This window comes from Pseudomonas sp. TE3644 (assembly GCF_056278815.1).
In genome coordinates, this window is record NZ_JBWBQF010000001.1 from 450,157 (window position 1) to 462,222 (window position 12,066).

The following is a 12,066-nucleotide window of genomic DNA, read 5'->3' on the forward strand; positions in this document are numbered from 1 at the left end:
AGCTTTTAGCCTTTGGTGGCACTACAGAAATACCTGCATTGCTTCCAAAGGCTGTGTGCTTTGCCTCCCTGACACCACTGCCGCGACCGGTGTGGGACCGAGCGAAGCTCGGGAATCAGGCGCCGCGGATCAGTCCTGATACGCCTCGATCGACGGGCAGGCGCACACCAGGTTGCGGTCGCCGAACACGTTGTCCACGCGCCCTACCGGCGGCCAGTACTTGCTTTCCACCAGTGAGGCCAGCGGGTACACCGCCTGTTCGCGGGTGTAGGCGTGGGCCCATTCGCCCACCAGTTCGGCAGCGGTGTGCGGCGCGTTCTTCAGTGGGTTGTCGTCCTTGTCCAGCGTGCCGTTTTCCACCGCGCGGATTTCTTCGCGGATGCAGATCATGGCGTCGCAGAAACGGTCCAGTTCAGCCTTGGATTCGCTCTCGGTCGGCTCGATCATCAGCGTGCCGGCGACCGGGAACGACATGGTCGGGGCGTGGAAGCCGAAGTCGATCAGGCGCTTGGCCACGTCGTCGACGCTGATGCCGCTGCTGTCCTTCAACGGGCGCAGGTCCAGGATGCACTCGTGCGCCACCAGGCCATTGCTGCCGGTGTACAACACAGGATAGTGCTCTTCCAGGCGACGCGAGATGTAGTTGGCGTTAAGGATGGCCAGTTGCGAGGCGCGTTTGAGGCCTTCGCCGCCCATCATGCGGATGTACATCCAGGTGATCGGCAGAATCGAAGCGCTGCCGAACGGTGCCGCACACACGGCGCCTTCCTTGCGGGCCATGGTGCCGTGGCCTGGCAGGAACGGCGCCAGGTGCGACTTGACGCCGATCGGGCCGACGCCCGGGCCGCCACCGCCGTGGGGGATGCAGAAGGTTTTGTGCAGGTTCAAGTGCGAAACGTCGCCGCCGAACTTGCCCGGGGCGCACAGGCCGACCATGGCGTTCATGTTGGCGCCGTCGATGTACACCTGGCCGCCGTTGTCGTGGACGATGGCGCAGATTTCGCGGATGCCTTCCTCGAACACACCGTGGGTGGACGGGTAGGTGATCATGATCGCGGCCAGGCGCTCGCGGTGCTCGATGGCCTTGGCGCGCAGGTCTTCGATGTCGACGTTGCCGCGTTCATCGCATGCAGTCACCACCACGCGCATGCCGGCCATGTGGGCGGTGGCGGGGTTGGTACCGTGGGCCGACGAGGGGATCAGGCAGATGTCGCGACGCTCGTCGCCACGGCTCTGGTGGTAGGCACGGATGGCCAGCAGGCCGGCGTACTCGCCCTGGGAGCCAGCGTTGGGCTGCAGCGACACGGCGTCATAGCCGGTGGCCTTGCACAGCATGCTTTCCAGCTCGTCGGTCAGCAGTTGGTAGCCTTTGCTCTGCTCGGCCGGGGCAAACGGGTGCAGGCTGCCGAATTCCGGCCAGGTGATCGGGATCATCTCGCTGGCGGCGTTGAGCTTCATGGTGCACGAGCCCAGCGGGATCATGGTGCGGTCCAGCGCCAGGTCCTTGTCGGCTAGCTTGCGCAGGTAGCGCATCAGCTCGGTTTCGGAGTGGTAGCGGTTGAACACTTCGTGGGCGAGGATCGGCGACTGGCGCAGCAGGGCGGCCGGCAGGCGCTCGGCCACGGCGGCGGCCAGGGTATCGAAGGCTGGTTGCTGGCCTGGGAACAGTGCCCAGATCGCTTCCACGTCAGCCTGGCGAGTGGTTTCGTCCAGCGACAGGCCCAGGCGCTGGGCGTCGATTTCGCGCAGGTTCAGGCCGGCGGCGCGGGCCTTTGCGTGCAGCTCGGCGGTGGCGCTGCCGGTGGCCAGGGTCAGGGTGTCGAAGAAGTGTTGCTGCTCGACGGTGACGCCCATGGCGCTCAGGCCCTGGGCCAGGATCGCGGTCAGGGTGTGGGTGCGGCGGGCAATCTGGGTCAGGCCGGCCGGACCGTGGTACACGGCGTACATGCTGGCGATGTTGGCCAGCAGTACCTGGGCGGTGCAGATGTTGCTGGTGGCCTTCTCGCGGCGGATGTGCTGCTCGCGGGTTTGCATGGCCAGGCGCAGGGCGGTCTTGCCGTGGCGGTCGATGGACACGCCCACCAGGCGGCCGGGCATGTCGCGCTTGAACGCATCGCGGGTGGAGAAATAGGCCGCGTGCGGGCCGCCGAAGCCCAGCGGCACGCCGAAGCGCTGGGCGCTGCCGATAGCCACGTCGGCGCCGAATTCGCCTGGCGGGGTCAGCAGGGTCAGGGCCAGCAGGTCGGCGGCCACGGCCACCAGGGCGTTGGCGGCGTGGAAGCGCTCTACCAGTTCGCGGTAATCGAAGATGTCGCCGTTGCTGGCCGGGTATTGCAGCAGGGCGCCGAAGAATTCGCTGACGTCAGCCAGTTGGGCCTCGTCGGCGACGACCACTTCAATACCCAGTGGCTCGGCGCGGGTGCGCAGCACGTCCAGGGTTTGCGGATGGCAATGGGCGGAGGCGAAGAAGCGGTGGCTTGCCTTGTTCTTGCTCAGGCGCTTGCAGAAGGTCATGGCTTCGGCGGCAGCGGTGGCTTCGTCCAGCAGCGAGGCGTTGGCGATCGGCAGGCCGGTCAGGTCGCTGATCAGGGTCTGGAAGTTGAGCAGCGACTCCAGGCGGCCCTGGGAAATTTCTGGCTGGTACGGGGTGTAGGCGGTGTACCAGGCCGGGTTCTCCAGCAGGTTGCGCAGGATCGGCGCCGGGGTGTGGCAGTTGTAGTAGCCCTGGCCGATGTAGGTCTTGAACAGGTTGTTCTGCGCGGCGATGGCCTTGATGGCGGCCAGCGCCTCGGCTTCACCCTGGCCGGCCGGCAGGTCGAGCACGGCGGTGCCCTTGATGGTGTCGGGGATTACGCTGGCGGTCAGGGCGTCGAGGTTGTCGTAGCCCAGGGTGGTCAGCATGGCCTGCTCGTCAGCGGCGCGCGGGCCGATATGACGGGCGATGAATTCGTTGTTGGTGTTCAGCGAAGTGGTCATCGGTCAGTCCTCAGGCCTGGGCGGCGATCAGGTTGTCGTAGGCCTGCTGGTCAAGCAGTTCGCCCACCTGGCTGGCGTCGGCCGGGATGAAACGGAAGAACCAGCCGGCACCCAGTGCGTCTTCGTTGACCAGCTCGGGGCTGGCGTCGAGTTCGGTGTTCACTTCCACGACGTCGCCATCCAGGGGCATGTTGATGCTGCTGGCGGCCTTTACCGATTCCAGTACCGAGACTTCGGCATCCTTGGCGTAGGTGGTCAGTTCCGGCAATTGCACGAACACCACGTCACCCAGGGCGTTCTGGGCAAAGGGGGTGATGCCGACCGTCACGCTGCCGTCCGCTTCAACGCGCAGCCATTCGTGTTCGACAGTAAAACGCAATTCGCTCATGGAAACTCCTCGAGGCCAGATGACGGCTGGCCAACGCAATGGATGTGTCCGGGGCAAGGCACCGGACGGGGTCTGCCGGTTACTTAGCAAGTTCGTTGCCAACCTTGGGTTTGGCCTTTGAAATCAGGGTTTTAGCGGGTTTTGGAGAGCGGCGGGCAAGCGCATCTGTAGCGAAATCGCTACATGGCTCGGAGGGAAAGATTTATGAAGGGGATCAGGGCCTTGGGAATGAAGCTCGAAACCGCCATGGAACGAAATCGGTACGATGTATTGAATTCGTTCCATCGGTCCGTGATGGCTGCATTGTGTGGGTATACCCTGTGGGACCGGGCGTAGCTCGGGAAGCGGCAAGCAAGGTGATGGAGTCGTCCACTTCCCGAGCTTCGCCCGGTCCCACACAGACGGCTATTTGCCGGTGATGCCGTATTTGCGCAGGCGGTGGGCGATGGCGGTGTGGGAGGTCTGCAAGCGCGTGGCCAACTGGCGGGTGGAGGGGAAGCTGGTGTACAGCTTCTCCAGCAGCGCCCGTTCAAAATCGTCCACGGCTTGCTCAAGGCTTTCCACTTCACCGTCACTGCCCTGTCGCGCCACTGCAGTGCCGGCAATATCCAGATCACCAATGTCCACCAGCGCCCCTTCGCAAATGGCCGCCGCCCGGAAGATCACGTTCTGCAACTGCCGCACGTTGCCCGGCCAGCGGTTGCCCAGCAACGCTGGATAGGTAGTGGGAGCCAGGCGGCAGATGGGCCGCTGGATCTGTGTGCACGCCTGCTGCATGAACGAGCGCGCCAGCAGCAGAATGTCCTGGCCGCGCTCGCGCAGCGGTGGCACTTCCAGGTTGAGTACGTTGAGGCGGTAGAATAGGTCTTCGCGGAAGGCGCCCTCGCTGACCATCTTCTCCAGGTTGCGGTGGGTGGCGCTGAGGATGCGCACGTTGACCTTCACTTCCTTGTCGCCGCCCACGCGGCGGAAGCTGCCGTCGTTGAGGAAACGCAGCAGCTTGGCCTGCAGGTACGGCGACATCTCGCCGATTTCATCGAGAAACACCGTGCCTTGGTGCGCCAGCTCCATCAGCCCCGGTTTGCCGCCGCGCTGGGCACCGGTGAACGCGCCCGGCGCGTAGCCGAACAGTTCGCTTTCGGCGAGGTTCTCCGGCAGGGCCGCACAGTTCAGCGCCAGGAACGGCGCGCTGTGGCGGGCACTGATGGCGTGGCAGGCGCGGGCCACCAACTCCTTGCCGGTACCGGTTTCGCCCTGGATCAGCAGCGGCGCATCCAGCGCCGCCACGCGCTGGGCGCGGGCCTTGAGGGTGCGAATGGGCGGCGAGTCGCCCAGCAGCGAATCAAAACCCTCGGCATGGTCATGGTGCAGGGCGGCCAGGCGTTCACCGATGCGGTTGGGCGGGTACAGGGTCAGCAACGCGCCAGCATCGGTGATGGGCGTGGCGTCCAGCAGCAGGGTTTCACCGTTGACGCTGACTTCGCGCAGCGGCAGGCGGAAGCCCTGGTCGAGCAGCGTATCGAGCAGGGTCGGGTCGCGGAACAGTTCGGTCACCGATTCGCCGGCCGGCTCACGCCCATACAGGCTGATCAACGCCGGGTTGGCCAGCAGCACATTGCCGGCGCTGTCCAGCGCCAGCACCGGGTCGGTCATGGCCGCCAGCAGCGCATCCAGCTGCAAGTGGCGCCGCTGGCCCGGAAGTATGTCCACCACGCTGACGCTCTGTACCCCGCGCACGCTCAACAGCGCCTCGCGCAGTTCGTCCAGCACTTTGGGGCTCAGGGTAGGCGCATCGATGTAGACGTTGGGCGGCACCATCTCCACGGCATCGAGGTTGAGATTGCGCGCGCCCAGCAGGGCGAGGACTTCCTGGGTGATACCGACTCGATCGATGAAACTGACATGAATGCGCATGGGCGGGCAGGGAATCTGGACAGCAGGGACGGCGAGTATGCCTTGCCTCGGGGGCATCGTGCATCCTGTAGCCGCTGCCGATGGCTGCGCTGGCCCGTATTGCAACCTGGGATTGCGGGCTGTACTCAAGGGCCAGCGCAGCCTGGCGGCAGCGGCTACAGGTTGGGGAACTCCCTGAATTCCAGCACGTGGCTGAAGGTTTGTGTTCTGCCATCCCAGCAGTAGCGAAAGTGGGGGCCTTGCGTGGTGGGTGACAATGCCGGCGGCCGCAAGGCGGCTACGCATTCGTGCCCGGGTGAGCGCACACTGCGATACAGCAGCCCCCAGGCCTGGGCTTCGCGTTGCTGGCGTGCGAACGTCTGGGTCGACGGGTAGCTGCCGGCTTCAGGATGATGGAAGTCATCCCTATGCCGTACATCGATCATCGGTCTTACCACCTGATTGATGTACGTCCGCATCGTGACTTCAAAGCTGTCCTGGGCAGTGGCGCGCCAGAATGCCTCCTGGTGATGACGAGTTTCAGCAATCGCCGCTTCAATCGCGTTCGCGCAGTAGTAAACCCCGAAGCTGCCATCGGTGTATCGACTGGCGCGTCCGATATGAGTAAAGGCGGCCATGATGGGCGTAGAGCCAGGGCCGCACACTCGGTCATGGGGCGGAACGCGTTGAATCTGCCCCGCCTCGTCGCACAATCTGTCGTTGGTCAGGCTTTCGATGATGAAAGCAGTCTCAAGGTCAGCGGCGTCCAGCGTGTCCTCAAACACGCTGATCGGGGGAAATGCACTGTTGACGATACGGAATGCCTGACTCCATTCGGGAAGTAGAGCGTCGCTCATCAACCACGCACCGCATCCAGGTACCGCCTTACATCCGCGAGATCTACCACGCGTCCACCCAGCATGTAGTCCAAGGCGGAGCGGCCGTTGAAAGGCGCGGCAGTGTTTTCTTTACTCGCCCATTCATAGCTGCGTTCGGGTTGGTTGCTGAACAGAATACGCAGGGCTTTGTGTATGCCCATCAGGTAGGAAATACGCTCCAGCGTATCGTGAGGCAGGCGCACCGACGGACGCTTTTTCCAATTGAAATAGGTGGTATTGCCGATGCTTCCCAGCAGAACGCGTTGCTGATCGGCAGTGCATTGCCAGTGGTCCATGAGATTGAAAAAGAACGTCAGGGCAACACGGCCAATCTCAGCCTGGTCACTGGCAGGATGTTTCAATGGGGCCGGCGTATTCATGGGGTTCTCCGGAAAGCGTTACGGTCAGCTCATTCTACTCCCGAAGCGAATTAATTAAATCAGATGATTCGTATATGGATGAAGGGCGTTTCTGACGTCTTCGTCGGATGGAGCCTTTGCCTTCAGTAAGGGGACAAATGCTCCGGAGCAACGGCGTCCCCAGACTTCGCGCCGATCCTGCTACGAATATCTTCAAACGCAGCGTCATAATGACTGTGCACCGACAGCGACAACACATGCGTTGCCGGCAACCCATTCTTGCGCGCGATGTGATCTGCCGAGCTGGCAAAGTTGTACCACTCATCCTTGCCCAGCTCGAATTCGTCATCGAAGGCCTGGTCGTTGATGTGCCCTTCGACGTTGAAGTGCACGTATTTGCCGCGTTCGGCATCCTGCAGCACGTCGTAGCGCAGGGTGATGTCGTAGCTGAAATCATCAGGCTGCAGGGCCGCTCGCTGCAGGTGCAGGTAGCCGGGTTCGAACTGGGCCATGGGGCGGTTCCTTCATGGAAAGGGTAGAGGATAGACCCCCGGTTGCGGCTACGCGTTCCCCCACACAGCCTATGCCTCGCCCCTGTAGCAGCTGCCGAAGGCTGCGTCACAGGCGGCGCGGTGGGTCAGCCAGTGCGCGGCGCCTGTGACGCGACCTGACGGCCGCTGCTACAGATGGATTTGAATCAGCTGAAGCTGGCAGGGCTGCTGCCCAGTTCGGCCGCCGGGCTGGCCCATTGCATCGGCGTGCCGGCAATGGTCAGCGGCGGGGCCAGGCGCTGGGCGGGGCCCCAAGGGGTGTGCTCGATCTGGGTGGCCAGGTCGCTGCCGCTTTCTGCCGCCAAAGGCAGGTCTGTGGTGACCTGGCCGTGATCCACCAGGGCCTTGGCGGTGCGGGCCAGGGACAGGCGTGCCGAACTCGCCCGGCCGCTGGCCAACCCGGTGATTGCAGCGGCGGCGGCCAGGTAGCCGGTCGCCATGTCCAGTGCCTGCACGGGCAATGGCACCGGCTGGTCGGCCTGTCGCCATTGCTGCCCGGCGGCGGCGATGCCGGTGCTCATCTGTACCAGGCTGTCGAAACCGCGCCGGTTGCGCCAAGGCCCCGTCCAGCCATAGGCGTTGAGGCTGATGTCGATCAAGGCGGGATTGAGCTGGTGCAGGCGTTCGCCGTCGTAGCCAAGCCGTTCCAGCGCATCGGCGCGATAGCCATGGACGAACACGTCGGCCTGGGCCAGCAGCCGCTCGAAGGTGATGCGGTCCAGGCTGTCATGCAAATCCAGGCGGGCGCAGCGTTTGCCCAGGGTCACCTCGGGTGCCAGTGACGGTTCTTCCCAGCCAGGCGGGTCGATGCGCAGTATTTCGGCGCCCATCGAGGCCAGGAAGCGCGTGGCCACAGGGCCGGCCAGGATGCGGGTCAGGTCCAGCACCTTGATGCCCGCCAGCGGTTGGCATGGGTTGTCATGCCAGGGCAGCGCCCGTTCCGCAGGCCCCGCCACCTGCTCGATCAGGGGTTCTGCTGCCACGGCGAGCCCTTGGGGATGAGTGGCCCACTGCGCCACGTCGAGCATCCGGGCAGCGCAGCCGTTGGCCTCGACCACCGCGCGCTCAAGCGCCTCGCCGCTCCATTGGCTGACCGCTGCGGCCACGCCGTCACGCTCGTCGCAGTCGCCCAATACGCTGAGTGCGGCGGCGCGGTGGTGCGGGGCGTTGGTGTGCAGGCGTATCCAGCCATCGGCCGTGGCGTAGTCCCCGGCAATCGGGTCCCAGGGCGGGGGCGGCGTCCAGCCCATGGGGCGCAGGCTGCTGGCGAACCAGAACGAGGCCAGGCGGCGGTCGACGCTGATGTCGGCTACGGCATGTCCCTGTTTGCGCAGCAGGTCGGCCACGGCGAGGCCTGCGGCAGCGATGCTGGCGCTGGCAAAGTCGGTGACGGCGAAGGTGGAGGGCAGGGCGCCCATGCCCGGGAAGGCGACCTGGGGCAGGTCGTCGAGCGGCAATTGCAGTGCCTGGGCGAAGCGTGCGAGTAATGCTGGCATCCCAGCGGTCCTCCTGGTTGAAGGACCGTGGTAGCGACAGTCCCTGTGCATTGCATCAACAATACACAGGGTTTGACCGTCAAACGCGGAATTGATCCATCAATTTCATCTGCTGCGTGGCCAGGGCATTCAGCTGGCTGCTGACCTGGGCCGATTCGGTGGCCTGGCCGGTCAGGGTTTCGGTCACGCTGCGGATGGCCGAAACGTTGCGGTTGACCTCTTCGGCCACCGCGCTCTGCTCCTCGGCGGCGCTGGCGATCTGCAGGTTCATGTCGCTGATCACGCCCACGGCCTCGCTGATCTTGCCCAGTGCCTGCACGGCCTGCTGGATCTGCCCGGCGTTTTCCTGGGCCTTGGTGTGGCTGGAATGCATGGTCTGCACCACGCCACGGGTGCCGCTTTGAATGCGCTCGATCACGTGGCGAATCTCTTCCACCGAGTCCTGGGTGCGCTTGGCCAGGTTGCGCACTTCATCGGCCACCACGGCAAAACCACGGCCGCTTTCGCCGGCACGGGCAGCTTCAATGGCAGCATTGAGGGCCAGCAGGTTGGTCTGCTCGGCGATGCTGCGGATCACTTCCAGCACCGAGCCGATCTGCTCGCTGTTGACCGCCAGGGTCTCGACCTCGCCAACCGCCTTGCTCACTTCTTCGGCCAGCACGTTGATATCGCGGGTGCTGCGCTCGATGATCGACAGGCCATCCTTCGCCGATTGATCGGCACCGCGCGCCGCGTTGGCGGCGTTGGAGGCGCTGGACGCGACTTCGTGGGCCGTGGCGCTCATTTCGTTGGAGGCAGTGGCCACCTGGTCGATCTCGCGGAACTGCACCTGCATGCCATCACTGGTACGGCGGGCGATGTCCGAAGACTGATCAGCCGTGTTGCGCGCATCGCTGACGGTCTGCTTGATCTGCGCGATGGTGGGTTGCAGCTTGTCGAGGAAGCGGTTGAACCAGCTCACCAGTTCGCCCAACTCATCTTTCTTGCTGTACTTGAGGCGCTGGGTCAGGTCGCCATCGCCACTGGCGATGTCCTTGAGCATGGCGGCCACGCTGTTGATCGGCCGGGTCACGCCGCTGGCGGTCAGCCACAGCAGCAACAGGCCCACCACGGTGGCGATGATGCCCACCACGATCACGGTGATGGTGCCGCGGGTCTGGGCCGCGTCGAGTACGCCCTGGAGTTTCACCGCGTCGGCCAGCAGTACTTGCTCGGGCAGGTCGATGACCACGCCCCACGGGCTGCCGTCGGTGATGGGGGCGGCGGGGTAGACCGCACGGATGGTGCTGCCCTGTTTGAGCACCTTGGCCTGGTTGGCGGCGACCAGTTGCATGATGTCGCGGCCGTCGCTGCCCAGTACCTGATCGATTTTCTTGCCCAGCAGGCTGGCGTCACCGCTGTTGGCCGCCAGGGCCCCGGCGGTGGAGACGATCATGATGCGCCCGGCGCCGTTGAACAGGTCGGCCTGGGATTTCTCCGCCGAAGATTGCAGCGAGTCCAGCGCCAGGTCGACACCCACCACGCCCACCACTTTGCCGTGGTCCAGCAGCGGTACGGCGATGCTGGTCATCAGCATCAGCTTGCCGCCCACGGTGTCGGTGTAGGGTTGCAGCAGGCACGGCTTGGCGCTGTCGCGGGCACAGGTGTACCACACGTTGTACGGGGTGCCGGTGAGGTTCAGTTCGGTCTTGTTCATGTCGGTTTCGGACGTGAACGTGTTCAGCGCGGTGCCGTTGGCGCGGCTCCAGTACGGGGCGAAGCGCCCGCTCTCATTGGAGGCGCGCTTGAGGTCGTTGAGGAAGTCGCCGTCATGGCCATCCAGCGCCTGGGGCTCGAACGAGGTCCACACACCCAGGATTTTCGGGTTGCGTTCAAAAATGGCTTTCAACGCCTGGTTGAGTTCTTCACGCAGCGCGGCGGGTGGCAGGCCGCGGTGTTCGGCCAAGGCGCGCAGGCCCAGGATCTGGTCGGCGGCGGCATTGGCCACCAGCAGGTTGTCCCCAAAGGTCTTCTGCATGTGCGCGGCTTTCTCGGCCGCCTTTGCCTGTAGCAAATTCTGGACGCTTTCAGTCAGCATCTTGCTGCTGGAGCTGCTCACCAGCTCGTTGTTCTGCCGTGTCTGGTACAGGTTTATCCCGACGATCAGGCCTGCCACGCCGAGCAGGCAAAGGCCCGCCAGCAGCACGATCTTGAGACGAATGGAAAGGTTGTCGAACATGGGGCGCTCACTCACAAGTTGACCAGTCGGGACAGCGGGGATCGCGCACGATCCCGCCCGCCGAATCTCTTCAGCGATACCGGGAGTTCGGCCTTTACACGGACAACTTTAAATATTTTTGACAGGCGGCGATCAATTTTCGCGAATGGTCTGCTCAGGACGTGACCAGATCCACAGATTGACCAGCAGCATGCCGCCAATGGCGGCGAATACCGGCCAGGCGTGGTTGAGGGTCATCAGCATGACCACGCTGCACAGCACCATGCTCAGGGTGGCGCTGATCTTGGCGCGGCGGGCGATGATCTTGCCATTGCGCCAGTTGCGCAGCATGGGGCCGAACAGGCGATGGTTTTCCAGCCAGGCACTCAGGCGCGGCGAACTGCGGGTGGCGGCCCAGGCAGACAGCAGGATGAACTCGGTGGTGGGCAGGCCGGGGATGACGATGGCCACAAGGCCCACGCCCAGGCTGGTATAGGCAAGCAGGCCGTACAGCAGGCGTTTGGTTTTGGCGGACAGTCGACAGGTCATGGGATAGGCATAAGGAAGCAGCAACCGGCCGCAGGCGAACCGCGACCGGTGTCGACTCAGGCGTGAGTGGAATACGTGTGCTGCAAGAGTATTTGCAGGCGGGAGAAGGCGTCAACCGCGGCCTGATCAGCGTCCGCTTCTTCGCCTGGGGTGAAGGGCAGGGCGTCGAAGATGGCGTTGAAGGCTTTCCAGCCGCGCATGCGGCCGCCCTCGGGTTCTGCCAGGTGGCGGGCACCGAAGGTTTCGCTCAGGCCCATGGCTTCGGCGCGCTTGATCAGGATGGCAGCGCCCAGCTTGGAGCCCTCGGACACACGAATCCAGGTCAGGGCGGTGGCCTGGTTCGGGTTGGCCAGCGCGCCCGGCACGCTGGTCGGCACGGCCAGGCCCAGATCGTTGAGGTCGGCCAGGGCGGCGTCGGCGCGGCAGCGCGAAGCCAGGTCGGGGAACAGCTTGTTCAGTTGCGGATCGTTGTACAGGTGCTTGAGTTCGGACTGGAACAGGTACTGCATCTGCAGGAAGCGGCCGTAGCTTTCACGGCTTTCGAACGGGGCGTGGGCGCCCACGGCGTGTTCCAGTTGGTCGTGCAGCACGGCACTGGCCTGGCGCAGGCGTGCCGAGCGCAGGGCTGGCTGCTCGGTGGCCGCAGCGGCGTTGGTTTCGATGGCACTCATATGCAGGAATCCTTGAAAACGAAGAAGGCTGCCTTACTAGACGAATCAGCGCGGCTAACTCAGTAAAAAAACTTCGCGGCACCGTCAGCCGAGGCAACGGTACCGCGA

General features: G+C 64.3%; 10 protein-coding genes. All 10 read right to left on the reverse strand.

Annotation, left to right across the window (positions count from 1 at the left end; translation table 11 throughout):
- Positions 1-129: 129 nt before the first annotated feature.
- Complete coding sequence (gene gcvP / locus ACZ9GA_RS02000) at positions 130-2,976, reverse strand: aminomethyl-transferring glycine dehydrogenase (protein ID WP_457357482.1); 2,847 nt, start codon at positions 2,974-2,976, stop codon at positions 130-132.
- A gap of 10 nt (positions 2,977-2,986) precedes the next feature.
- A complete protein-coding gene (gene gcvH / locus ACZ9GA_RS02005) occupies positions 2,987-3,364 on the reverse strand; it encodes a glycine cleavage system protein GcvH (protein WP_457357480.1) in 378 nt (125 codons plus the stop codon).
- 405 nt (positions 3,365-3,769) lie between these two features.
- Entirely contained in the window at positions 3,770-5,278 is a 1,509-nt protein-coding gene (locus ACZ9GA_RS02010) for a sigma-54-dependent transcriptional regulator (RefSeq protein ID WP_457363597.1), read from the reverse strand.
- Positions 5,279-5,433: 155 nt separating this feature from the next.
- Positions 5,434-6,114: an RES family NAD+ phosphorylase gene (locus ACZ9GA_RS02015; protein ID WP_457357479.1), complete on the reverse strand. Its 681-nt coding sequence runs from the start codon at positions 6,112-6,114 to the stop codon at positions 5,434-5,436.
- A complete protein-coding gene (locus tag ACZ9GA_RS02020) occupies positions 6,114-6,515 on the reverse strand; it encodes an MbcA/ParS/Xre antitoxin family protein (protein ID WP_457357477.1) in 402 nt (133 codons plus the stop codon). The genes ACZ9GA_RS02015 and ACZ9GA_RS02020 overlap by 1 nt, the downstream gene beginning before the upstream one ends.
- Positions 6,516-6,637: 122 nt before the next feature.
- A complete protein-coding gene (locus tag ACZ9GA_RS02025) occupies positions 6,638-7,006 on the reverse strand; it encodes a DUF5064 family protein (protein WP_457357476.1) in 369 nt (122 codons plus the stop codon).
- 185 nt (positions 7,007-7,191) lie between these two features.
- Positions 7,192-8,541 carry a CoA transferase gene (locus ACZ9GA_RS02030; protein ID WP_457357474.1) on the reverse strand — a complete coding sequence of 450 codons (1,350 nt, stop codon included), beginning with the start codon at positions 8,539-8,541 and terminating at the stop codon, positions 7,192-7,194.
- 79 nt (positions 8,542-8,620) lie between these two features.
- Positions 8,621-10,759, reverse strand: a complete 2,139-nt coding sequence (locus ACZ9GA_RS02035; RefSeq protein ID WP_457357473.1) for a methyl-accepting chemotaxis protein — start codon at positions 10,757-10,759, stop codon at positions 8,621-8,623.
- 132 nt (positions 10,760-10,891) lie between these two features.
- The gene (locus ACZ9GA_RS02040) at positions 10,892-11,287 is read right to left on the reverse strand and encodes a YbaN family protein (protein WP_457357471.1); all 396 of its coding nucleotides are present in this window, start codon (positions 11,285-11,287) and stop codon (positions 10,892-10,894) included.
- A gap of 56 nt (positions 11,288-11,343) precedes the next feature.
- Positions 11,344-11,958, reverse strand: coding sequence for a biliverdin-producing heme oxygenase (locus ACZ9GA_RS02045; protein WP_457357469.1), 615 nt, complete (start codon positions 11,956-11,958; stop codon positions 11,344-11,346).
- Positions 11,959-12,066: the final 108 nt, after the last annotated feature.

Bases quoted from the DNA above. Each gene is read 5' to 3' on its own strand.
- ACZ9GA_RS02040 (WP_457357471.1), bottom strand. From the start codon at position 11,287: ATGACCTGTCGACTGTCCGCCAAAACCAAACGCCTGCTGTACGGCCTG.
- ACZ9GA_RS02025 (WP_457357476.1), bottom strand. From the start codon at position 7,006: ATGGCCCAGTTCGAACCCGGCTACCTGCACCTGCAGCGAGCGGCCCTG.
- ACZ9GA_RS02020 (WP_457357477.1), bottom strand. From the start codon at position 6,515: ATGAATACGCCGGCCCCATTGAAACATCCTGCCAGTGACCAGGCTGAG.
- ACZ9GA_RS02015 (WP_457357479.1), bottom strand. From the start codon at position 6,114: ATGAGCGACGCTCTACTTCCCGAATGGAGTCAGGCATTCCGTATCGTC.
- gcvH (WP_457357480.1), bottom strand. From the start codon at position 3,364: ATGAGCGAATTGCGTTTTACTGTCGAACACGAATGGCTGCGCGTTGAA.
- ACZ9GA_RS02010 (WP_457363597.1), bottom strand. From the start codon at position 5,278: ATGCGCATTCATGTCAGTTTCATCGATCGAGTCGGTATCACCCAGGAA.
- gcvP (WP_457357482.1), bottom strand. From the start codon at position 2,976: ATGACCACTTCGCTGAACACCAACAACGAATTCATCGCCCGTCATATC.
- ACZ9GA_RS02035 (WP_457357473.1), bottom strand. From the start codon at position 10,759: ATGTTCGACAACCTTTCCATTCGTCTCAAGATCGTGCTGCTGGCGGGC.
- ACZ9GA_RS02045 (WP_457357469.1), bottom strand. From the start codon at position 11,958: ATGAGTGCCATCGAAACCAACGCCGCTGCGGCCACCGAGCAGCCAGCC.
- ACZ9GA_RS02030 (WP_457357474.1), bottom strand. From the start codon at position 8,541: ATGCCAGCATTACTCGCACGCTTCGCCCAGGCACTGCAATTGCCGCTC.